This is a genomic window from Streptomyces lacaronensis (assembly GCF_047337785.1).
Classification (GTDB): domain Bacteria; phylum Actinomycetota; class Actinomycetes; order Streptomycetales; family Streptomycetaceae; genus Streptomyces; species Streptomyces lycopersici.
This window is the reverse complement of the sequence record NZ_JBLHDK010000003.1, coordinates 489,613-511,316: the sequence shown is the minus strand read 5'-3', so window position 1 is coordinate 511,316 and position 21,704 is coordinate 489,613. Positions and strand designations below refer to the sequence as shown.

General features: G+C 70.3%; 17 protein-coding genes and 4 pseudogenes. 12 read left to right on the top strand and 9 right to left on the bottom strand.

The annotated features are described in order from the left end of the window. The first annotated feature begins 16 nt into the window (after positions 1–16). The 4 genes and pseudogenes from ACMTAK_RS03315 to ACMTAK_RS03300 all read left to right on the top strand — a co-directional run bounded on the left by ACMTAK_RS03315 (position 17) and on the right by ACMTAK_RS03300 (position 8,326). On the top strand, positions 17–3,127 hold the full coding sequence (locus ACMTAK_RS03315) for an alpha-N-acetylglucosaminidase (protein WP_413804728.1): 3,111 nt from the start codon (positions 17–19) through the stop codon (positions 3,125–3,127). Between the two features lie 225 nt (positions 3,128–3,352). Further along, positions 3,353–3,538 (top strand): annotated as a pseudogene (locus ACMTAK_RS03310) (DUF3100 domain-containing protein); the annotation flags it as partial. 273 nt (positions 3,539–3,811) lie between these two features. Further along, positions 3,812–5,419, top strand: a complete 1,608-nt coding sequence (locus ACMTAK_RS03305) for a GMC family oxidoreductase (protein ID WP_413804727.1) — start codon at positions 3,812–3,814, stop codon at positions 5,417–5,419. Positions 5,420–5,575: 156 nt separating this feature from the next. Continuing rightward, positions 5,576–8,326, top strand: a complete 2,751-nt coding sequence (locus ACMTAK_RS03300; RefSeq protein ID WP_413804726.1) for an ATP-binding SpoIIE family protein phosphatase — start codon at positions 5,576–5,578, stop codon at positions 8,324–8,326. Between the two features lie 546 nt (positions 8,327–8,872). On the opposite strand, the gene ACMTAK_RS03295 is transcribed toward ACMTAK_RS03300, so the two are convergent. From ACMTAK_RS03295 to ACMTAK_RS03285, 3 genes and pseudogenes are all read right to left on the bottom strand, one after another. Continuing rightward, on the bottom strand, positions 8,873–9,229 hold the full coding sequence (locus tag ACMTAK_RS03295) for a hypothetical protein (protein WP_413804725.1): 357 nt from the start codon (positions 9,227–9,229) through the stop codon (positions 8,873–8,875). A gap of 212 nt (positions 9,230–9,441) precedes the next feature. Next, positions 9,442–10,302: an ornithine cyclodeaminase family protein gene (locus ACMTAK_RS03290; protein WP_413804724.1), complete on the bottom strand. Its 861-nt coding sequence runs from the start codon at positions 10,300–10,302 to the stop codon at positions 9,442–9,444. Positions 10,303–10,328: 26 nt separating this feature from the next. After that, positions 10,329–10,986, bottom strand: a pseudogene (locus tag ACMTAK_RS03285) (proline racemase family protein); the annotation flags it as partial. Positions 10,987–11,197: 211 nt separating this feature from the next. Between ACMTAK_RS03285 and ACMTAK_RS03280 the strand changes: the two are divergent. Together ACMTAK_RS03280 and ACMTAK_RS03275 are read left to right on the top strand one after the other, a co-directional pair. Beyond that, positions 11,198–11,960 (top strand): annotated as a pseudogene (locus tag ACMTAK_RS03280) (Tn3 family transposase); the annotation flags it as partial. Positions 11,961–12,140: 180 nt separating this feature from the next. Further along, the gene (locus tag ACMTAK_RS03275; protein WP_089512095.1) at positions 12,141–13,133 is read left to right on the top strand and encodes an aldo/keto reductase; all 993 of its coding nucleotides are present in this window, start codon (positions 12,141–12,143) and stop codon (positions 13,131–13,133) included. On the opposite strand, the gene ACMTAK_RS03270 is transcribed toward ACMTAK_RS03275, so the two are convergent. From ACMTAK_RS03270 to ACMTAK_RS03255, 4 genes are all read right to left on the bottom strand, one after another. Beyond that, entirely contained in the window at positions 13,130–13,441 is a 312-nt protein-coding gene (locus tag ACMTAK_RS03270; RefSeq protein ID WP_413813271.1) for a hypothetical protein, read from the bottom strand. The two genes, ACMTAK_RS03275 and ACMTAK_RS03270, sit on opposite strands and share 4 nt — an antisense overlap. A 147-nt stretch (positions 13,442–13,588) precedes the next feature. Further along, positions 13,589–13,834: a hypothetical protein gene (locus tag ACMTAK_RS03265; protein ID WP_413813270.1), complete on the bottom strand. Its 246-nt coding sequence runs from the start codon at positions 13,832–13,834 to the stop codon at positions 13,589–13,591. Continuing rightward, the gene (locus ACMTAK_RS03260) at positions 13,780–14,103 is read right to left on the bottom strand and encodes a recombinase family protein (protein ID WP_413804723.1); all 324 of its coding nucleotides are present in this window, start codon (positions 14,101–14,103) and stop codon (positions 13,780–13,782) included. Before ACMTAK_RS03260 ends, ACMTAK_RS03265 begins: the two co-directional genes overlap by 55 nt. A gap of 312 nt (positions 14,104–14,415) precedes the next feature. Further along, the gene (locus ACMTAK_RS03255) at positions 14,416–15,306 is read right to left on the bottom strand and encodes a helix-turn-helix transcriptional regulator (RefSeq protein WP_413804722.1); all 891 of its coding nucleotides are present in this window, start codon (positions 15,304–15,306) and stop codon (positions 14,416–14,418) included. Between the two features lie 215 nt (positions 15,307–15,521). Here ACMTAK_RS03255 and ACMTAK_RS03250 point away from each other — a divergent pair, with 215 nt between their 5' ends. The 4 genes from ACMTAK_RS03250 (at position 15,522) to ACMTAK_RS03235 (ending at position 19,263) form a co-directional block, all read left to right on the top strand. Continuing rightward, on the top strand, positions 15,522–16,499 hold the full coding sequence (locus ACMTAK_RS03250; RefSeq protein ID WP_413804721.1) for an aldo/keto reductase: 978 nt from the start codon (positions 15,522–15,524) through the stop codon (positions 16,497–16,499). Positions 16,500–16,543: 44 nt separating this feature from the next. Further along, on the top strand, positions 16,544–17,572 hold the full coding sequence (locus ACMTAK_RS03245; RefSeq protein ID WP_413804720.1) for an alcohol dehydrogenase catalytic domain-containing protein: 1,029 nt from the start codon (positions 16,544–16,546) through the stop codon (positions 17,570–17,572). Between the two features lie 40 nt (positions 17,573–17,612). Further along, on the top strand, positions 17,613–18,464 hold the full coding sequence (locus ACMTAK_RS03240; RefSeq protein WP_413804719.1) for an aldo/keto reductase: 852 nt from the start codon (positions 17,613–17,615) through the stop codon (positions 18,462–18,464). A 94-nt stretch (positions 18,465–18,558) separates the two neighbouring features. Then, on the top strand, positions 18,559–19,263 hold the full coding sequence (locus ACMTAK_RS03235) for a flavodoxin (RefSeq protein ID WP_413804718.1): 705 nt from the start codon (positions 18,559–18,561) through the stop codon (positions 19,261–19,263). A 42-nt stretch (positions 19,264–19,305) separates the two neighbouring features. Here ACMTAK_RS03235 and ACMTAK_RS03230 read toward each other — a convergent pair whose 3' ends face one another. Next, the gene (locus tag ACMTAK_RS03230; protein WP_413813269.1) at positions 19,306–19,626 is read right to left on the bottom strand and encodes a hypothetical protein; all 321 of its coding nucleotides are present in this window, start codon (positions 19,624–19,626) and stop codon (positions 19,306–19,308) included. Between the two features lie 76 nt (positions 19,627–19,702). Between ACMTAK_RS03230 and ACMTAK_RS03225 the strand changes: the two are divergent. Both ACMTAK_RS03225 and ACMTAK_RS03220 read left to right on the top strand, forming a co-directional pair. After that, a pseudogene (locus tag ACMTAK_RS03225) lies at positions 19,703–19,927 on the top strand (transposase); the annotation flags it as partial. Positions 19,928–20,154: 227 nt separating this feature from the next. After that, the gene (locus ACMTAK_RS03220; protein WP_413812786.1) at positions 20,155–21,147 is read left to right on the top strand and encodes an aldo/keto reductase; all 993 of its coding nucleotides are present in this window, start codon (positions 20,155–20,157) and stop codon (positions 21,145–21,147) included. A gap of 198 nt (positions 21,148–21,345) precedes the next feature. On the opposite strand, the gene ACMTAK_RS03215 is transcribed toward ACMTAK_RS03220, so the two are convergent. Further along, complete coding sequence (locus tag ACMTAK_RS03215; protein ID WP_413804717.1) at positions 21,346–21,582, bottom strand: hypothetical protein; 237 nt, start codon at positions 21,580–21,582, stop codon at positions 21,346–21,348. Positions 21,583–21,704: the final 122 nt, after the last annotated feature.

Here is a 21,704-nt window from a genome sequence, read left to right as displayed (position 1 = left end):
GAGGGAAAGGAAGCTCATGCGAGGCAATGAAGGCGTCAGCCGCAGAAGCGTGCTGACCGGAGCGGCCGCCGTGGGCGGCGCGCTGCTGCTGGCCCCGCCGCAGGCCGCCGCCGCGAAGGGCAGCGCCCGGCCGTTCGACACGGCACCGGCCACCGCCGCGCTGCGGCGGCTGGTGCCCGCCCACCACGAGCAGGTCACCCTGCGCGCCGTGGCCGGCGGCGACGGGGACCGCTTCCGGGTCACCGGCCGCGCCGGGCGCATCACGGTGGAGGGCACCAGCCCCGCCGTACTGCTCACCGGGTTCAACCGGTACCTCGCCGAGGCCGCGAAGGCCGACATCTCCTGGAACGGCGAGCAGCTGAACCTGCCCCGGCTGCTGCCCGCGCCCGGCACGGAGATCACCGGAGCGGCGAACGTCGCACACCGGTTCGCGTACAACGACACCAACGAGGGCTACACCGGCGCCTACCGGGGCTGGACGGCCTGGGAGCGCGAGATCGACGTGCTCGCGCTGCACGGCATCAACGAGGTGCTCGTCTACATCGGTGCCGACGCCGTCTACTACGACACCTTCCGTGACTTCGGCTACTCCGACGCCGAGCTGCGGGCCTGGATCCCCGCCCCGGCCCACCAGCCCTGGTGGCTGCTCCAGAACATGTCGGGGTTCGGCGGTCCGGTGTCCACACACCTCATCGACCAGCGGGCCGCCCTCGCCAAGAAGATCATCAACCGGGTGCGGGAACTCGGCATGACCCCCGTGCTGCCCGGCTACTTCGGCACTGTGCCGGACGACTTCCTGGCCAAGCACCCCGGCGCGTCACTGGTCGCCCAGGGCACCTGGGGCGCCTTCAAACGCCCCGACTGGCTCGATCCCCGTACGGACCTCTTCGCCGAGGTCGCCGCCGCCTTCTACCGGCACCAGCGCAGGCGGTTCGGCGACAGCGGGATGTACAAGATGGACCTGCTGCACGAGGGCGGCAACGCCGGTGATGTGCCGGTCGCCGATGCGGCCAAGGCCGTCGAGGCGGCTCTCCGGACGGCACATCCCGGGGCGGTCTGGGCGATCCTGGGCTGGCAGACCAATCCGAGCCGGGAGATCCTCGGCGCGGTCGACAAGAGCGGGATGCTCGTCGTCGACGGCCTGTCCGACCGCTACACCACCGTCACCGACCGGGAGAGCGACTGGGACGGCACCCCGTACGCCTTCGGCTCCATCTGGAACTTCGGCGGCCACACCCCGATCGGCGCCAACGCCCCCGACTGGGTGGACCAGTACCCGAAGTGGCGGGACAAGGCGGACAGCGCGCTCGCCGGGATCGCGATGATGCCCGAGGGCGCCGACAACAACCCTGCCGCGATGGCCCTGTTCACCGAGCTGGCCTGGACCCCCGGCACCATCGACCTCGACGACTGGTTCGCCTCGTACGCCATCTCGCGCTACGGCGGTGCGGACCCGCACGCCGTCGCCGCCTGGAAGGCGGTCCGTGACACGGCGTACAACATGACCCGTGCGGACTCCTGGAGCGAGGCGCCCGACGGACTGTTCGGCGCCCGGCCGAGCCTGGGCGCGAACAAGGCCGCCGCATGGGGCCCGGAGACCGACCGCTACGACACGACCGCCTTCGACCCGGCCCTCACCGAACTGCTCCAGGTCGCGCCCCGGCTGCGCGACAGTTCGGCCTACGCGTACGACCTGGCCGACGTGGCCCGTCAGGTGCTGTCCAACCGCAGCCGGGTGCTGCTGCCCCAGATCGAGGCGGCGTACGAGGCCGGTGAGCGCGGCCGCTTCGACCGGCTCACCACCACCTGGCTCAGCTGGATGAAGCTGATGGACAAGGTGCTGGCCACCAGCGGTCAGCACCTGCTCGGACGGTGGCTGGCCGACGCCCGCTCCTGGGGCGCAACCAAAGCGGAGAAGGACCAACTGGAGTACGACGCACGGTCGATCATCACCACCTGGGGCGGCCGCGCCAGCAGCGACGAGGGGCTGCACGACTACGCCAACCGGGAGTGGTCCGGGCTGGTCGGCGGCCTCTACCACCTCCGCTGGAAGACATACTTCGACGAGCTGTCCGCGGCGCTCGCGGCCGGCCGGCAGCCGACCGAGATCGACTGGTTCGCGCTGGAGGACCGCTGGGCGCACCAGCACGACAGCTACCCCGTGCGGACATCGGGCGACATCCACAAGCTGGCCCGGCAGGTGCGGGACACCCTGGCCGCGGACACCCACCAGGTGACACTGACCGCGTCCGCCGACCGGGGAGCGGTGGCCGAGGACCGCCCGGCCACGGTCACCGTGTCGTTCACCAACCGCAATGGATTCGGCCCGGCGACACAGGTGAGCCTGTCCGTCGACGCACCGGAGGGGATGGCCGCCGAGCCGATCGGTACGGCCACCGCGGCGTCCGTCGCCCCGGGCGAGACCTTCTCGGCGAGCTTCCGGGTCACCCTGACCACGGACACCGGTGCGCTGGTCTCCCGGGTGCCGGTGGGCGCGTCCTACCGGACCGGCGGCTCACGGGGCTCGGCCGTGGCGGCGGTCCGTCTGATGGCGGGCACCGGTGTCCAAGCGCCTTACCGAACCGCTTCCTTCAACGACGCGGTCTTCGGCCAGTCCGGGGACGCGCTCGCCATCGAGGGCGGGGGCGCCGATCTGTGGGGTGGCACCAATGAGTTCGCCACGATCCACCGGGTCGCCGCCTTCCGATCCTCCTCGACCGCCACGGTCCAGGTCACCTCGCAGGACAGCACCGGCGGCTGGGCCCGTGCCGGACTGATCGTCCGCAACGACCTCTCGGCGAACGGTGACGGCTCGGCCGGGTACGTCAATCTGGCGGTGACTCCGTCCAACGGATGTGCGCTGTCCTGGGACTCCGACGGCAACGGAACATTCGACTCCGTCGAACTGGCCGGGTCTTTCACCGCCCCGGTGCATCTGCGGCTGACGCGCTCCGGCGACGCCTATACCGGCGAGTGCAGCGGTGACGGCGTCTCATGGACCACGGTCGGCACGGCCACTCCGCGCGGCATCGCCGACGCCCAGGACATCGGGGTGTTCATGACGGCCGCCAACGGCTGGACCGGCACCCGCGGAATCGCTGCTTTCCAGGGCTTGTCCGTCACCTGAGCAGGAAGAGGTCCGTGCGGTTCTGACCATCGAGGCCACGGAGCCGCTCTATGAGCCGCTGGTCCAGGATGAGACACTCGCCGCCCACTGGACGGCCGCCATGCAAGGTCAGGCCCCTGGGCGTGGACCTCCAGAAGGCGGCCGCGGCTCTCGTCGGCGTGGCCGTGATGCTCCTCGTGGCCCGGCTGGGCTTCAACATCGGTCCGAGCCTGGGTCCGCGCGCCCTCCTTCGCGATGGTCTCGGAGAAGTACGGTCCGGACCCGAACCAGTACCGCGGCGTGCTGGCGATGTACGTGTTCGGCACGCTCTTCGGCGCCGTGTTCATCACGCTCCTGACATCCGTCGTGGCGAACTGGCGCATCTTCGATCCACGGGCGATGGCCATGGGAGCGGGCGTCGGATCCGGGTCCAGAACGACGGCGCGGCCGTGGCCGCCACGACGGAGCCGGGCACGAGCACGGGGGCGTCCGCCACGGTGCTGGGCATCGGCGCCGCCTCGGTGTCGGCCAAGGCCCTCAGCCGGCAGATCATCGGCGGCTACGCGATCCTCCTGGCCCTCGGCGCTCATCCGCGGCCGTCACACGTTTGGCGAGTGGTTCCACGCCCCGGCTACGCTGGACGTCAGCGAGCCCGCCAGGCGGTGTCACCGAACGCCGCGTCCGGCGGGAGGACGGCCGTTACCCATGGCACACACCAGTCACATCGCCGAGGACCGTGAGCTCGTCACGGATGTCCCTCGTCCCGTCTACGATTTCATCGTCTGCGGCGGAGGGACCTCGGGCTCCGTCGTCGCCCGACGGCTGGCGGACGTGCCCGAGGTGAGGGTTCTGCTGCTGGAGGCCGGTGGCAGCGACCGGGTGGAGTCGGTCACCGACGCCACCCGGTGGATGTCCAACATCGGCAGCGAACGCGACTGGGGCTTTTCAGCCCAGCCGTCCCGCTCGCTGCGCGGCCGTGCGCCCGCGCTGCCGATGGGCAAGGTGCTGGGCGGCGGCTCCAGCGTCAACGCCTCCGTCTGGGCACGGGGCCACCGCGTCGACTTCGACTCCTGGGCCGAGGAAACCGGCGATCCGGGCTGGTCGTACGCCTCCGTCCTCGATGTCTACCGCCGGGTGGAGGGCTGGACCGGCCCCGCCGACCCCCGCCGCGGCACCGGTGGCCCGCTGCGGATCACCCTCCCCGAAGACCCGGTCCCGGTCGCGGCGGCCCTGGCCCGGGCGACGTCCGCGACCGGCATTCCTGCGGTCGACGATCTCAACGCGGACCCCATGGAGTCCGGCTGTGGCTGCGGGCTTCCCAATCTCCTGGTCGGCCCGGGACACACCCGGGTCTCGATCGCCGCCACCTATCTCCATCCGGTCATGGGCCGCCCCAATCTCGACGTCGTGCTGCGCGCCCAGGTGACCCGGCTGACGATGTCGGGGAACCGGGTGACCGGGGTGGAGTTCGTCAGCCGGGGCCGCGCACACACCGTCTCGGCGGACAAGGAGGTGATCGTCTCCCTCGGTGCCATCAACACCCCGAAGCTGCTGATGCTCTCCGGCCTGGGCGACCAGGCGGAACTCGCGGCGCTCGGCATCCCCGGCGTCGTACATCTGCCGGGTGTGGGGAAGAACTTCCAGGATCACATCCTGCTCGCCGGCTGTATCTGGGAGTATCGGATCCCCGAGCCACCCCGGAACAACGCCGCCGAGTTCGCCATCTTCGCCAGGAGCGACCCGTCGCTGCCCGGCCCCGATCTGATGCCGGTGCTGGACGAGCTCCCGCTCGCCAGCGAGGCGACGGTCCTGCGGTACGACGTTCCCGTGGGGGCCGATTCCGCCTGGACGCTGGCGCCCGGCCTCGCCCGCCCGGCCAGCCGCGGCTCCGTACGGCTGGCCGGTACGGATCCCTTGGCACCCCCGCTGATCGACGCCGGTTACCTCGGGGCCGAGGAGGACATGCGAGCCCTTGAACACTGCGTGGAGCTCTGCCGGGAGATCGGCAACTCGGCGGAGGTCGAGCCGTTCGTCAAACGCGAGGTCATGCCCGGTCCACTGGGCGGTGCCGAGCTCAGGGACTTCATCCGGGACGCGGTCGGTTCGTATTTCCACCAGACCTGCACCGCGAAGATGGGGCGCGACGAGATGTCCGTGGTCGATGCCTCCCTGCGCGTCCACGGTGTCGAAGGCCTGCGCGTCGCGGACGGCTCGGTCATGCCCACCATCACCAGCGGAAACACCATGGCACCCTGCGTCATCATCGGCGAACGGGCCGCGGACCTGATCAAGGCCGGGCAGGGCATCGGCTGACCTCCGCGCCTCGGCGGCGTCCGGCTCGTATACCGATGACCATGTCCATCGGCCGGGGACTCTCCTCGAGGGGAGGGTTATATTCGGGCTATATGGGACGCTCGCGGTCTGCGATCCGTACGACATCGGGCCACCGAGGAGATGACAGGTGACACCATGAGTGTGGACGACCGGCGCCCACACGACGCGGGCACCCGGATCACTCGGTCGGCGCGGACGCGGCTTCGGCTGATGGGTTCCGCGGGTGGCCAGCTGAGTGGCACCGGGCCGGTGAGGCTCGCCCTCGGGCAGGCGGTCGCCGAACTCGGCGCCCTGGGCGGTATGGTCCATATATGTGATCCACGCCAGGGAGGCATGCGCGTGGTCGCCGGCGTGGGGCTCCCGGATTACCTGATCGCGGGATGGGAGAACCTCACGGACGAGGACAGCGCGGCCCCCGTGTCCTGTGTCCGCTACCGCACCCAGGTCTGGACGCCGCCACCGCCCGATGTGCCGCACCGGACGGATCCCCCGTTGTCCGGCCGCCCTCCGCGCGGGGACATCTCTCCCGGCGCCGGCACGCTGCCGCCCGGGAGCGGGGTGGTGTCGGTGCCCGTGGTCACGGCCGACGGGCAGTCGGTGGGCGCGCTGTCCGTCCTGGTGGAGGCGCCGGACGAGCTCGACGACGCGCAAGGTGTGTTCCTGCGGATGGTCGCCGACTGGGTCGCCGAGTATCTGCGGCCCGCCCGGCCCGCCGCCACGGACAGCGAGTACGAGAGGCAACCGCTCGGCGGTGAGGCCGTCGGCAGTGCCGTATGGCGGATGAACGACGGCCTCCTCGCCCTCGACGGCCAGGCACGGCTGACCTTCGCCAACCCCGCGGCCCTGAAGTTGCTGGGCTCCTCCGCCCAGGAGGCGCTGGGGACCGTACTGTGGGACCACCCGGTGGTCCGGGACACCGGGATGGCCACCTGCCACGGTCGGGTCGTGGCCACCCGCGCGCCGGTCGGATTCGACACCCGGTGGCCCGGCAGAGCGGGCTGGTACCACGCGCGCCTCGACCCCGTCCCCGACGGACTGGTGATCCACATCGCGGACATCACCGAACGCCGGAGGGAGCAGGCCGAGCACTCCACGGCCCAGCGCACCGCGGCCGAGCGCGTCCTGCGCATGGGCGAGCTGACCTCGGCGCTCGCCGAGGCGCTGACCGTCCAGGATGTCGTGAAGGCGGTCGCCGACCGGGTCCTTCCGCCGTTCGGCGCCACCGGCCTGATCTGCCAGCTGATCGAGAACGGGCAGTGGCGCATGGTCGGTTCGGCCGGGTACCCGGAGGAGTTCCTCGAGACCGTTCAGAGCATCTCGGTCATGGAGATGTCCGCCATCGTGGAGGCCCTCACCTCCCGCACCCCGACCTTCCTGTCCACGCCGCAGGAATACGCCGAACACCACCCGGACGCGGTCGGCTACCTCCACCGAAGCGGGATGAAGGCATGGGCCTTCCTCCCCCTGATCGCCTCCGACCAGCAGATCGGCTACTGCGTGGTGGGTTTCGGCCGGCCCCGCCACTTCTCCGAGGAGGACCGCTCCCTGCTCATCGCCCTGAGCGGACTGGTCGCCCAGGCGCTGGAGCGGGCGCGGCTCTACGACGCCGAGCACACCCGCGCCCAGGAGCTCCAGCGTGGACTGCTGCCCCACAGGCTGCCCGTCCTGCCGGCCGTCACGGCCGACGCGCGCTATCTGCCCGCCGCCGAGGGCGTGCAGGTCGGCGGCGACTGGTACGACCTCATCCCGCTGTCCGGGGAGCGGGTCGCCCTCGTCATCGGCGATGTCATGGGCCATGGGCTGTCCGAGGCCGCGACGATGGGCCGGCTGCGCACGGCCGTCCACACTCTCGCCGATCTCGAGCTTCCGCCCGATGAACTCCTCGCCCACCTCAACGACCTGGTCGGCGACCTCGGCGATGACTTCTACGCCACCTGTCTGTACACGGTCTACGACCCCGCCACCAACCTCTGCTGTTTCGCGAGCGCCGGGCACCCACCGCTCGCCATCGTCCGGCCCGACGGGACGACCTACTTCCCCCTTGTCGACGCCGATCCACCGCTCGGCGCCGCCAGCCCGCCCTTCGAGACCCATGAGATCGAGGTGCCCGAGGGCAGCCATCTGGTGCTGTACACCGATGGCCTGGTCGAGTCCTCGACGGTCGACATCGACGAGGGCATGGCCCGTCTCGCCCACGCCCTCACCAAGGCCGCCGCGCCTCCGGCGGATCCGTCCGCCCCGGCCGAGTCGTCGCCCGCCCCGGCCGATCCGTCCACGGTATGCGCTCGCACCACGCTCCATGGCCCCGGACGGCTGTGCGACGCCGTCATCAGCACGTTGGTGCCGGAGCAGGCCGAGACTCACGACGACGCCGCGCTGCTGATCGCCCGGACGCGGTCGATGGCTCCGGACCGGATGGTGTCCTGGACGCTCCCGGACGGCCCCATCGCCGCTACCGAAGCCCGCCATCGGGCCACCGAACAACTGTCCGCGTGGGATCTCGACGAGCTGTCGATGACCACCGAGCTCCTGGTCAGCGAGCTGGTCGGCAATGTCGTCCGGCACGCCAAGGGCCCTCCGCGGCTGCGCCTGCTGTACGGCCGGACACTGATCTGCGAAGTGTCGGACGGCAGCCTCACCACCCCGCGGATCCGCCGCGCCGCCGAGACCGACGAGGGCGGGCGCGGCCTGCAACTGGTCGCGGCGCTGTCCGATCGATGGGGCATGCGTTTCACGGCGGCGGGCAAGTGCATGTGGACGGAGCAGGCACTGCCACACAGAGACGACGATCGCAGCCAGGCGAGTGCGAGATGGCGGAGCGGGCCTGTCGGCGCCGGCGGTGGAGTGGATCAGGATGCTCGCCAGCCACGCGCTGGAGGACGTTGAGATGGCGTATGGATTTCTGATCCGGCGCCCCGATGGCGGTCTATCGCCTCCGTGTCCAGTGCCTGATCATGTCAACGTCAACCACGCGGGGCACTCGGCCTTGGCGTAGCCCTTGAGCCATACGCTGGTGCTGATGCTCCCGTTGTCGCAGTAGGCCTTGACCCGGACGTATCAACCCGGGCATTTGGCGTGCGCGCGGCCTGCGCCGACGGGTCCCGCATGGTCCTTCCACACGCTGCACCGCGCCGTTGCGGCAGGCTGTTGCCGAGCCCGGCCAGTGCACCGGAACGGTAGGCGCCGGCCGGTTGGGCGGGCTGCGCGGTGGCCGGCGTGGCGGTCGGCCGGCGAAGTTCGACCCGCGGGACATCCGCACAGTCAATGGCAACGTTCTGCAATACCGAGACCATGCGCGCGAGCCTTCCTGATTTCCACTCCGGACGCCACCAGGTTGCGCTCGTTCTTCGCGCATACAGCTCGGGCACCTGGCAGCACTTTCAATACACGCTCTGGCGAGAAGCATGATCGGCCGGTGAGGGTGCCTGCTCCTCACGCGTATCCCGCCGACGACTGGTGTGCTGATCGCGTGCTGGACAGGCGGAGCTCCCCGGACCACGTACCGCACCGGACACGGCCGGAGTCGAAGGTGAGCTCCATCGCGAGCCGCCCGCTGTCCGGGTCCACCTCTTCACGCACGGCGAGGACCGTGTCACCGAGGTGGTCGGCGAACGGAGTCTCGCCGCCGACCGCCGACACCTGGACGCGGCCCAGTTCCGCCATGTCGTATCCCTCGGGAGGCGCCGACGACTCCACGATCAGGCACCAGTCCGACCCGGCCGTCACGTGGGTGGCGGCCTCTTCGCTATCGATCAGCCACACGTCCAGCGGGCCGTTCGGGGCATTCATGCCGCACCGGTGCCACGAGGTTTGGCGTGGACCACTCCACTCCGCCATCACCCGAGCCATCGGTGAGGTGCGCCCCTGCTCCCCGAGCGAAGGGCGCATCATCGACTCCGACATACGGCTGCGCACCTTGGCCGAGGTCATCGACCATCTCGGCACGACCGGAATGACCCGGCAAATCCACCGGTATGAGATTGCCCAGCCAGGGGGCTAGTTCATGGTCTGGTTGCCTCGAAGTGGGCTGCGGCGAGTACCAGGTCTTCCCAGGCCATCCCCACGCTTTTGAAGAAGCGTGGTCGGTCCGGGGGGATCTCGCGCCTGCCCGACACGACATCGGCCAGGCCCACCAGGTCGCCGGGGTCGATGGCGCCCGCCTGGACCGCCTGGACCACGTCGCCGGCTTCGCGTAGCGCGGCCGAGACCGCTTCGACAACCACTGTGGACCGGGCGGCCGCTGTTTCGTCCACCTCCCGGGCGTCGGGCTCGTGCGAGCCGACGGCCACGATGGTCGCCGACGTCGGCAGCAGGGCGCCGTCGAACAACGGGGTGCGTGCCGTCGTGCAGCACGCGACGATATCCGCGTGCACGATGTCGTCCACGGTGCCGGCCCGCGCCCCGACCTCGGCCGCGAAAGCGCGGGCGCGGTCGGCGTTCCGGCCGACGACCACGATGTCCCGGATCGGGCGGATGCAGCTGAGGGCCTCGAGATGGGACCGGGCCTGTGGTCCTGTTCCGAACAGGACAAGTCGGCTCGCGTCCGGCCCGGCCAGCGCGTCGGCGGCGACCGCCGACACGGCGGCGGTGCGTACGGATGTGAGGGCGATCCCGTCCAGCAGGGCCAGCGGTGTGAGGGTCTCGCCGTCCAGGAGCAGGTAGTTGCCCTGAATGCGGGGAAGGCCACGGGCCGCGTTGCCCGGTGTCGCGGTCACCATCTTCACCCCGGCGTAGCTCCCCCAGTACGCAGGCATGAGCAGGAGCTGGCCGTGTGGCACCGGGACGACGGAGCGCGGTGGCCCCGCCTCCGGGTCCAGTCCGTCGAGCAAGCTCTTGCGCAGGACATCGATGGCGGCCGCCATGGGCGGGGCGCCTTCCAGAACAGGGATCACAGGTAGAAGCCCTCCGGGAATGGATCCTCCGGATCGAGGAAGAACTGCGTGGTTCCGGTCAACCACGCACGACCAGTGATGGTAGTGATGGCGGCGGGGAGCAGGAGCGCCATGCGCGACGAGGCGCCGGTGCCACAGGGGGACCGGCCCACGGCCCGGCTCCCCGACGACCATGTTCCGCGCGGGCCGGTTACCGGTGGCGGGGCACGAGTTGGATGTGATGCACGCTGCGCGGTGACGGGCCGAGGGGGTGCACCGGGGGGGCTATGCTCACGCGGTGGCGATGAGGGCGAGCCCCATCCTGGTGAGGTCCCGCTCGACCTCCACCTCGGCGACCACCAGGCCCGCGGGAGTGCCGAGGCGCACCTTCGTCACCGGCTCGGTCACGTTGACCATGCCGGTTTCCACCAGGATCGTCGCCACGCCCATCGTCGCGTGACCACACATGGGCAGAAGGCCGGACCGCCGATGTAACAGCACGCCGAAATCGGCGTCCGGGAGCGTCGGTGGTTGCGGGATTGCCCCGGACATCGCGGCGTGGCCGCGCTGTTCGCCCATCAGCAACCCGCACAGGCCACTCAGGTGCTGCTCGGCCCAGGTGCGCAGCTCGGACATGGAGCCGCCCGGGATCTTGGCCACGCCACCAACGACGACTCATGTGGCATGCCCTAGGCCCGCTGAACAGGGCCATGGGGGAGGAAGCGCGGGTGAGGGCCCGAACTCCCCTTGGTGAAGGGACGCGGGCGGGAAGAAAGCTCCGAGGAAGCGGCCGGTGTCGTACCCGAGCGCGGAGAGTGACACTGCCTGATTACGGCCCGCCGTAACCAACTGCGCACAGCGCAGTGGCAGTCGGCACAGGACGAAGCTCTACGATCGCGACGGCGGCCGCCGCCCGGAGATGATCGTCACCAACACCGCCTCCTACAGCGACATCGTGTTCGGCCTGCTCACCCTGGCCGGGTTCGGCTACGCCCCGCACCTCGCCGACCTGCCTGACCAGAAGACGTGGCGCATCGACCGCTCGGCCGACTACGGAGCCTTCACCGACGTTGCCCGCGGCCGGATCGACCTCGCCCGGATCGAGCGGCACTGGGAGGACATCCTGCGGATCATCGGCTCCATCCACACCGGGGCCGTCCGCGCCTACGACGTCATCCGGATGCCCTCCCGCGACGGTCGGCCCACCCCTCTGGGGGACGCGATCGCGCACTACGGGCGGACCGCGAAGACCCTGCACATCCTGCGCCTGGCCGACGAGCCCGGCTACCGCCGCCAGATCAAGGTGCGGGCCAACCTCCAGGAGGGCCACCACGCGCTCGCGCGGAAGATCTTCCACGGCCGCTCGGGGCAGCTCTACCAGCGCTACCAGGACGGCATGGAGGACCAGATCGGGGCGCTGGGCCTGGTCCTCAACGCCCTCGTGCTGTTCAACTCCCGGTACATGGACGCCGCCCTGACCCAGCTCCGGGAGGACGGCTTCGAGGTCCGCAACGAGGACGTCGCCCGGCTCTCGCCGTTCGTCCGCCACCAACCACATCAACGTGCTCGGCCGGTACTCCTTCGCCCTCCCCGAGCCGCCCGGCGGGCTGCGGCCCCTGCGCGACAAGCACGCAACCGACGACGAATGACGGGACCCCGCCCGGCAGCCGGTGGACCGTTTCACCCTCACCCGCCCCCGCCGCGCCTGACCCGCCGGCGGGGGCTGGTCCTCCGGCTTGACTTCGAGCGCGCTCCAAGTCCTAGCGTCGGAGGCGTTCGTCAGCCCTCGAGGTACCGCCCGGTCCGCCGGGCCGGAGGAGTATCCGCGCATGATCACTCGAACCACGCTCGGCTCGCCCGGTCTCACCGTCAGCGCGATGGGCCTGGGGTGCATGGGGATGAGCGAGAGCTACGGCGCCGCCGACTGGGACGGCGGCCTGGCCACCATCGACCGGGCCCTGGAGCTGGGCATCACGTTCCTGGACACCGCCGACGCCTACGGCACCGGGCACAACGAGGTGCTGGTGGGCCGGGCCATCCACGGCCGCCGGGACCAGGTGCAGTTGGCCACCAAGTTCGGCATCGACCGCAGCGCCGGCGACCGGGCACGCCGCATCCGCGGTGCCCGGGACTACGTGCTGCGCTCCTGCGACGCCTCGCTGCTGCGGCTGGGCGTCGAGGTGATCGACCTGTACTACGCCCACCGCCCGCCCCAGGACGTGGAGATCGAGGAGACCGTCGGGGCGATGGCCGAGCTGGTCGAGGCGGGCAAGGTCCGCCATCTGGGCCTGTCCGAGGTCGACGGCGAGCTGCTGCGCCGGGCGCACGCGGTGCACCCGATCACCGCGGTGCAGAGCGAGTACTCGCTGTGGACCCGCGACGTCGAGGCGGTCACCCCGGTGATGGCCGAGCTGGGGGTCGGGCTGGTGCCGTACTCGCCGCTGGGGCGGGGGTTTCTGACCGGCACCCTGGACCGCTCCACACTGGGCGAGAAGGACTTCCGGCGCACCAACCCCCGCTTCGCCGGCGAGGCGGGCGAGGCCAACGAGAAGATCGCGCAGACCGTGCGCGAGGTGGCCGACCGGCTGGGTGCCACCCCGGCCCAGGTGGCGCTGGCCTGGGTGTACGCCCAGGCCGAGCGGCTCGGGGTGGCGGTGGCGACCATTCCGGGCACCCGCAGCCCTGCCCGGCTGGAGCAGAACGCGGCCGCGCTGGAGCTCACCCTGGACGCCGAGGCGCTGGCCGCGCTGGACCCGCTGAGCGACCAGGTGATGGGCGAGCGCTACACCCCCGCGCACACCGCTGAGGTCGCTCGGGGTTAGCCGGTGGGCTCGACGCGCACGACGTCCAGCTCGACGACGTCGTTGACGTCGCGCCCACCGGTGACCTCGCCGGTCACGACCAGCCGGGGTCGGGCCGGCGGTGGCCCGTACTGCCCGACGGCCAGGATCGCGCCCTGGTTGCCGGAGCCCGGGGCGATCTCGCCGTAGGAGACCAGCGCCCGGTGGTCGACCGGGTCGAAGCGCGATGCTCGGCCGCCACGGGAACCGCGCTTCTGGCGGTTGCGCCCTTGGCCGATCCACTCAGCGCCGACGAGGCCAGAGACGACATCCCCCGCAGCATTCCGCACCCTCTGATAACCGAGATCACCAGTACCCGCACCCCGGCGCCCAGCTGCGATTCACCGATGCCGACGGCCTGCGCCTGACAGCGTTCGCCACCAACACCGGCCTCGGGACAACGGAACATCCGTTAGCGCTAAGCGCTCCTGGGACCCCTATGGCGTGTCACCGTACGGCTGTGACCCAGCTCGGGGCTCGTGAACTTCTTCAGCGTGGAGGGCGGCGAAGTCGGCGTGGGCCTGTTCGACGGCTTCGGGGTACGCCTCGCGCTTGGCGTGCTCGGCGAGCGCCCGGTAGATGCTGGCCACCGAAGGGTTCTGCCCCTTGCGCTTGCCGGTGGGGATGATCAGGTCGGGCTGGTTCTGCTCGACGGACTCGCCGCCCGCTCGGCGCCGCAGCACGGTGTGGAGCGCATCGTGATGACCGGGGGCCGGCCGCCGTGTTTGCCCTTGCGGGCTGCGGTGTCGAGCCCTTCGAGCGTGGATTCGTGGATGTTCGCCCGCTCGGTCTCCGCCATCGCGGCGAAGAACGCGAACAGCAGCTTGCCCGGTCCGGTGGGGTCGTAGATACCGGGCAGGGGACCGGCGAGCATCTCCAGGACCAGGCCGTGGGCGGTGAGGTGGTCCGCCAGGGCGGTGAGTTCGGCGATGTCGCGGCTGAGGCGCTTCATCTCGTACACCGTCAAGATGACCCGGCAGTGCGGTGCGGGGCATGCGCCTTGACCTCCCGTGCCGTCCTCAGCGCCTCCTCGAAACGGGGACGAACCCGCACTCGGGTATCGGCGCCGGCGGAGGGGTGCCCGGCCGCCACGGTTGGCCCGGGCCTCGGTCCGCCGGGGTCGGCACCCGCGCGCCACACTTCGGGCAGGCGTGCTGTTCGACGTCGTCCGCGTCTGACCGGTCAGTCCGGGATGGCTGCTGAGGGGTCCGTCATGGGCGCGGATTTTCGCACAATGCACGTCTCGGAAGGGGGTCCGTCCTGCTTATGTGTGCGGGACTTCCTGGTGGGGCGCGGCTGCGGGCGCGGTCATGTCGAGCAGGAGCAGGGCGTCGTGGTCGGGGGTGCCGGGGTCGGCGGTGTAGACGCCGATGCGCTGGTCGGGGGTGCCTTCCAGGTGCATGGACTGGGAGGTGAGCGTGAGGGGGCCGACGCGGGGGTGGTGGAAGGTCTTCTGTGCGGGCTTGCGGCCGGTGACCTCGTAGCGTTCCCACAGCCGAGCGAAGTCGGGGCTCTTGAGGAGGAGCTCGCCGACGAGGTTGGTCAGGTCCGGGGCGTCGGGAGCGGTGCCGGCGACGGCGCGCAGGCGGGCGACGCAGGCGGTGATCTGCCGGTCCCAGTCGGTGAACAGGTTCCGCGAGGCCGGGTGGAGGAAGAGGTAGCGGGCCAGGTTGCGGTGTTTGGCCGGCCAGTCCTCCAGTCCCGCGTACAGGGCGAGGCCGCCGGGGTTCCAGGCCAGCATGTCCATGCTGCGGCTGATGACGTATGCGGGGTTCGGGCGCAGTGACTCCAGTAGCAGTTTCAGGTGGGGGCGCACGGCGCGGCTGGGGGCCGGGGGCGGTTCGGGGGCGTAGCGGGCGGCGCGGGCGGCGAGCTCGCGCAGGTGCTGGTGTTCCTGGTCGTCCATGTGCAGGGCGCGGGCGAGGGAGTCGAGGACGGCGGGGCTGGGGCGGGTCTCCTTGCCGCGTTCGAGGCGTACGTAGTAGTCGATGCTGATGCCGGCGAGGGTGGCCAGCTCCTCGCGGCGCAGGCCGGGGGTGCGGCGGATGCCGGCGCCGACGGTGAGGCCGACGTGCTCGGGGCTGGTCTGGGTGCGGCGGGCGCGCAGGAAGCGGCCCAGCTCGGCGCCCTCGCTGTTCGCGCTCTGGGGTGCCATGACTCCAGTCTCACCCGGTAGGCAGCCGCGCCGCAGACGGGAGGGGGGCCCTGTCATTACCCCTGAAGAGCCCGCCCTGCCACACCCGAGCAATCCGGGCGAAGGTGAATGAGGAAGACGCCGGCCTCTTGCACCGCCCGGACTTCGACGGGCACGGCCTGCCGGGCCTGGCAAGAGTGAGAGACCAGGCGACACCATGATCGGAAGAGGGCGAGATGCGGTACATCAAGCTGCGTGACCTGGAGGTTTCCCGGATCGGGCTGGGTGCGATGGGCATGTCCCACGGCTACACCGGCTCGGGCACCGATGACGCGGAGTCGATCAGGACCGTGCACCGAGCCCTTGAGCTGGGCGTCACGCTGATCGACACCGCCGAGATCTACGGCCCCTACACCAACGAGGAGCTGCTCGGGCGGGCGCTGAAGGGCCGCCGGGACAAGGTGGTGCTGGCCACCAAGTTCGGCCTGGTCTCGCACGCCGGCGAAGGCGCGTGGAACCTGGACTCCAGCCCGGCCAACATCCGCACCGCGGTCGAGGGCTCCCTGAAGCGGCTGGGCACCGACCACATCGACCTGTACTACCAGCACCGCGTCGATCCGAACACGCCGATCGAGGAGACCGCCGGCGCCGTGGGCGAACTGATCGCCGAGGGCAAGGTCCGCGCCTTCGGGCTCTCCGAGGCCGGTCCGGAAACCATCCGCAGGGCCCACGGCGTCCAGCCCATCACCGCGGTCCAATCCGAGTACTCCCTGTTCACCCGGGGTATCGAGGAGCGCGTGCTGCCCGTCCTGCGGGAGCTGAACATCGGCCTGGTGCCGTTCTCCCCGCTGGGCCGCGGCTTCCTGACCGGCACCGTGCGCTCCACCGACCAGTTCGACGAGAACGACTTCCGCCGCGACAACCCGCGCTTCACGGGCGAGAACTTCCAGCGCAACCTGGCGCTCGCCGACGAGGTCAAGGCCCTGGCCGACGAGGCCGGTGCCACACCCGGTCAGGTGGCGCTGGCCTGGCTGCTCGCCCAGGGCGACGACATCGCCCCGATCCCCGGCACCAAGCGCGTCAGCCGGGTCGAGGAGAACACCGCCGCCGACACGGTCACGCTCACCGCCGAGCAGCTCGACCGGCTCTCCAGCCTGCCGCCCGCCGCCGGCGACACCCACACCGAGGCCCAGGCCCGGATGCTCGAACGCTGACACCCGGCCCCCGGCACGACCCCCGTTTGGAGCAGTAACCCCTGATGCGTGCAGCAGTGATGTACGGAGCCGGTGACGTCCGCGTCGAGGACCGGCCCGACCCGAAGATCGTCCAGCCCACCGACGCCGTGGTGCGCGTCGCCGCCTCCTGCGTGTGCGGCAGCGACCTGTGGCCCTACCAGTCGATGCCCGCCACCGGCACCGGCCGCCCCATGGGGCACGAGTTCCTCGGCGTCGTGGAGGAGACCGGTTCGGACGTGACCGGCCTGAAGACCGGTGACCTGGTCGTCGCCCCGTTCACCTACAGCGACAACACCTGCGACTACTGCGTCAAGGGCCTGCACATCTCCTGCCGCAACGGCGGCCGGTACGGCTTCGACGGTGTCGATGGAGGGCAGGGCGAAGCCGTTCGCGTCCCGCACGCGGACGGCACCCTGGTGAAGCTGCCGGTGGCTGCCGACTCCGCGCTGCTGCCGTCGCTGCTGGCGCTGTCCGACGTGATGACCACCGGCCACCACGGCGCCGTCACCGCCGGCGTCGGCCGCGGTGATGCGGTGCTGGTGGTCGGGGACGGCGCGGTCGGCCTGTGTGCGGTGATCGCCGCCAAGCGGCTCGGTGCCGAGCGGATCGTGCTCGCCGGCCGCCACGAAGCCCGCACCGGCCTGGGCCGCGAGTTCGGGACCACCGACGTGGTCGCCGAGCGCGGCGAGGAGGGCATCGCCCGGATCCGCGAGCTGACCGGCGGCGTGGACAAGGTCATCGAGGCCGTCGGCACCGGTCAGGCCCTCGACACCGCGCTGGGCGCGGTCCTGGACGGCGGCACCATCAGCCGCCTGGGCGTCCCCCAGTACGAGCAGGGACCGATCGGCCCGGCCGAGTTCATGCGCAACATCACCCTGACCGGCGGCGCCAGCCCCGCCCGCGCCTACATCCCCGAACTGCTCGCCGACGTCCTGGACGGCACCATCAGCCCCGGCCGCGTCTTCGACCAGACCTTCCCGCTCGACCGGGCACCGGACGCCTACCGGGCCATGGCCGACCGCCAGGTCCTCAAGGCCCTCCTCCGCCCCTGACCACCCGCCCCCCACCCGCACAGCGAAGGACATCCCGCTCATGCAGACCGTCACGCTCAACAACGGCGTCGAGATGCCGCTCCTCGGCTTCGGCGTCTACCAGATCCCCGCCGAGGACACCGAGCGCGCCGTCTCCGAAGCCCTGGCCGCCGGCTACCGCCTGCTGGACACCGCCGCCGCCTACGGCAACGAAGAAGCCGTCGGCCGCGCCATCGCCTCCAGCGGCATCCCGCGCGAGGAGCTGTTCGCCACCACCAAGCTGTGGGTCCAGGACACCCCCGCCCAGGACAACACCCGCCGCGCGTTCGAGACGTCCCTGACCAAGCTGGGCCTGGACCACCTCGACCTGTACCTGATGCACCAGCCCTTCGGCGACGTCTACGGTCAGTGGCGCGCCATGGAGGCCCTCAACCGCGAGGGCGCGGCGAAGGCGATCGGCGTCGCCAACTTCTACCCCGACCGGCTGATCGACCTGGTCCTCAACAACGAGATCACCCCGCAGGTCAACCAGATCGAGACCCACCCCTTCTTCCAGCGCGCCGACTACCAGAACCTCATGCGCGAGCACGGCGTGCAGATCCAGTCCTGGGGCGGCTTCGCCGAAGGCAAGAACGACCTGTTCACCAACCCGCTCCTCGCCGAGATCGGCAAGGCATACGGCAAGTCCGTCGCCCAGGTCGTGCTGCGGTGGCTCACCCAGCGCGGCGTCATCGCCATCCCCAAGTCGGTGCGGGCGGAGCGCATGGCCGAGAACTTCGACGTCTTCGACTTCGAGCTCACCGACGAGCAGATGGCCCGGATCGCCACCCTCGACACCGGCAGCTCCCTGTTCTTCGACCACCACGACCCCGAGATGGTCACCTGGCTCGCCGGGCGCCGCCTGGACAGCTGAAGGCACGACACCCCTTGTCGGCCACGGGTGCCCCGAACGCCAGGGGCACCCGCCCGGCCCCGCACTCTTCACGGCGCACCGGGAGCCGTCCACCATGATCACGCCACAGCACCATGCCGCCCTGCCGAGCAGACGCACCGTTTTGCACGGCGCGCTGCTGACCGCAGCCGCCGCTTCGAGCGCGACCCACCTTGCGGGCTGCTCACCGTCCTCACCGCCGTCCAGCGCCTCCCCCGCCCCCTCCCAGTCCGCCGCGACGCCCGGAAGCCCTGTGAAACGAGTGCTGCTGGCCTACTTCTCCCGCCCGGGCGAGAACTACTACTACGGCGGACGCATTGACCTGAAGGTCGGCAACACCGAGGTGCTCGCCGAGAAGATCGCCAGCCGCATCGCCTGCGACGCCTACCGGATCCAGGCCGCCAACCCCTACCCGCGCGACTACGACGCGACCGTGAAGCGCAACGTCCGCGAGCAGGACACCGACGCCCGACCGGCCATCGAAGGCCGCCCGCCCTCCCTCGACGGCTACGACACCATCCTCCTGGCCGGCCCCATCTGGAACGTCCGGGCACCCATGATCATGACGACGTTCACCGAAGCCCTCGACCTCCGCGGCAAGACCGTCCACCCGGTCACCACCTACGCCATGAGCGGCCTGGGCACCACCGAACGCGACTACGCCGCCTCCTGCCCCGGAGCGACCATCGCCGAGGGTCTCGCAGTACGCGGCGAAGAGCTCAAGGACGCCGACACCGAAGTTGAGGCATGGCTGCGACGCATCGGACTGCCCGCCCGGTAATCACCCTGCGGAGCACGTCACGGCTCGGCAGGGACCGCGAGCTCACATCTGTTCGCCGTCCTCGTCCGCATCGCCGGTGGCCGGGTCCCGCAGCGGGCGCAGACCACCGCCGACAGGGACGGCGGCACGGAAGCTGTAGCGGCCCAGGCAGTTGAGATTCGCATGGCGCAGCGGGGAGGCGAACGATGTCCTCGTCCACAACCTCATACTCCCGCTCACCGGCGGGCGCGGCGCGCAGATGGTCGACGGCGGCGTCCGGGCGTCGTCGAGGTAGAAGAACCGCTCCGGCTCTGGCCGCGTCGGCTCCTCCACGAAACGCCCGTACGCCTCGGCCTGCTCATCAGTCAGAAATTCCACCGGCACGCGGCGGACGGTAGTCCCGCGTCGCACCGCTCAGATAATCTTTTGCTGAACCCCAGCAACGAAGCAGATCACTGTGCTAATCGTCCAGATGGCTCTGGACCTCTTGGCGTGGATGCCGATGCTGGCCCTGACCGGCCCGGCCCGGCTGCGGGAGCCCCGCCGCCTGCGGTCGCGACTGTTCTCCGCCGCCGCCCAACTGGTCACTACCGGACGGCGTCGCGTCCTCCGCCTGGCCCGGCACTGGCCCTGGGTTGACGTGATCACGGGCGCCCTCAACCGGCTGCACGCGACAGCCGGGCCCTCGCCCTGCCCAGACACCGAAAAACCCGCACAACAAACCGAAGAGGGACTGTCAGCAAGCTGACGGCCCCTCACGAAAGATCGAGGTTAGGCAAGGGGGGTTCTCTCAGTACCTGTATCACGAGGGGCTCCCTGCCGGCCGCAAGGCCTGCTTAACCTGTGGTCGGTTCCCGGCTGAACGCAGGGAAAGCAATGGGCCAGATGATCTTTTCTGAAGGAGCATCTCTAGTGCAAAAGCGCAAACTTGGACAGCAACTCGAAGTTTCAGCCCTGGGGCTCGGCTGCATGGGCATGAGCTTCTTCTACGGTGCGCCCCCGGCCCCAGCCGAGATGACGAAGCTGCTGCGGGCGGCAGTTGACCGCGGCGTGACTTTCTTTGACACCGCCGAAGTCTATGGCCCTTTTACCAATGAGGAGCTAGTCGGTCAGGCGCTGGCGCCGGTGCGCGACCAGGTGGTGATAGCCACCAAGTTCGGTATCAAGCACGGCGAACACGGGCCGACCCCGATGTCGGGGGTCGATAGCCGACCCGAGCAGATCCGCCGAGTAACTGAGGCCTCGCTCAAGCGCCTTCAAACCGAGTACATTGACCTGCTCTATCAACACCGCGTCGATCCCGACGTGCCCATTGAAGACGTGGCCGGCACGGTAAAAGAGCTGATTTCCGAGGGTAAGGTCAAGTACTTCGGTTTGTCGGAGGCCGGCGCGACGACGATTAGCCGCGCCCATGCTGTGCAGCCTGTGGCGGCGCTGCAAAGTGAATACTCGCTCTGGATGCGAGAGCACGAGGCCGATATTATTCCGACCTTGGAGAAGCTGGGCATTGGTCTGGTGCCCTACAGTCCGCTCGGGAAGGGCTATCTGACCGGCAAAATCGATTCCAGCACGTCGCTGGCCGACGACGATCTGCGCCGCTCCTTGCCGCGCTTTACACCCGAAGCACGACAGGCTAATCAGGCACTGGTCGAGTTGCTCCAGCAGATTGCCGACGACAAGGGAGCTACGCCGGCTCAGATCGCCCTCGCCTGGGTGCTGGCGCAGAAGCCGTGGTTCGTGCCGATCCCCGGCACCACCAAGCTGCACCGCCTAGAAGAGAACCTAGGTGCACTCGACGTCGAGCTGACGCCCGGTGACCTGCAGCGTATCGAGGAGACCGCGGCCCAAATTCATATCCAGGGCGGGCGCGTTCCCGAGCAGTTGAAGTCACTGTTCGGCCGCTAACCCGCTCGAATTCTGCACCGGCCTCCGGGATCGAGGTCGAACCCACAAGATGCGGCCACGGAACCGTTCAGCTGGCCGCCGTGTTTTTCCGGTTTCGGGTGTGAGCGACGCGGTAGGAGTGGGTGCTGTACCGATGTTCCCCGAGGCCGGACCTAAGCACTCAAGATCATCCCGTTGCCTCCTTGACGCGTATCTCGGTCACCCCCGGGCGGGGATCACCATCGCGCCCACCGGCTCGGCGACCTTGCCCTGGCGGACCAGCATCGCGGTGGCGGCCTGCGCCTCGGCCAGGGCCTGTTCGTTCAGCGGCGGCATCGGATCGGGCCCCGGAGGCGGCGCCAACGACGTGACACCGTCCTCGGGTGCTCCCTCCAGGCCGCGGCCGGCGAGCTGGTTGTTCTCGTAGAAGGTGACCATCCCCGCGAGCAGCGGCATCTGCTCCCGCAGGCGCTCGGCTGCCGAGGGGGCGAGCCGTTCGCCGTTGGCCGTTGGCCAGGGATCTGCCCGCTGCGGCCGAGCGCGACGGGGAGGACGGTGCCGTCCGGACCCAGGTGGTA

Coding starts and splice junctions, on each gene's coding strand:
- ACMTAK_RS03315 (WP_413804728.1), top strand. CDS start 17: ATGCGAGGCAATGAAGGCGTCAGCCGCAGAAGCGTGCTGACCGGAGCG.
- ACMTAK_RS03305 (WP_413804727.1), top strand. CDS start 3,812: ATGGCACACACCAGTCACATCGCCGAGGACCGTGAGCTCGTCACGGAT.
- ACMTAK_RS03300 (WP_413804726.1), top strand. CDS start 5,576: ATGAGTGTGGACGACCGGCGCCCACACGACGCGGGCACCCGGATCACT.
- ACMTAK_RS03295 (WP_413804725.1), bottom strand. CDS start 9,229: ATGAATGCCCCGAACGGCCCGCTGGACGTGTGGCTGATCGATAGCGAA.
- ACMTAK_RS03290 (WP_413804724.1), bottom strand. CDS start 10,302: ATGGCGGCCGCCATCGATGTCCTGCGCAAGAGCTTGCTCGACGGACTG.
- ACMTAK_RS03275 (WP_089512095.1), top strand. CDS start 12,141: ATGATCACTCGAACCACGCTCGGCTCGCCCGGTCTCACCGTCAGCGCG.
- ACMTAK_RS03260 (WP_413804723.1), bottom strand. CDS start 14,103: ATGAAGCGCCTCAGCCGCGACATCGCCGAACTCACCGCCCTGGCGGAC.
- ACMTAK_RS03255 (WP_413804722.1), bottom strand. CDS start 15,306: ATGGCACCCCAGAGCGCGAACAGCGAGGGCGCCGAGCTGGGCCGCTTC.
- ACMTAK_RS03250 (WP_413804721.1), top strand. CDS start 15,522: ATGCGGTACATCAAGCTGCGTGACCTGGAGGTTTCCCGGATCGGGCTG.
- ACMTAK_RS03245 (WP_413804720.1), top strand. CDS start 16,544: ATGCGTGCAGCAGTGATGTACGGAGCCGGTGACGTCCGCGTCGAGGAC.
- ACMTAK_RS03240 (WP_413804719.1), top strand. CDS start 17,613: ATGCAGACCGTCACGCTCAACAACGGCGTCGAGATGCCGCTCCTCGGC.
- ACMTAK_RS03235 (WP_413804718.1), top strand. CDS start 18,559: ATGATCACGCCACAGCACCATGCCGCCCTGCCGAGCAGACGCACCGTT.
- ACMTAK_RS03215 (WP_413804717.1), bottom strand. CDS start 21,582: ATGCCGCTGCTCGCGGGGATGGTCACCTTCTACGAGAACAACCAGCTC.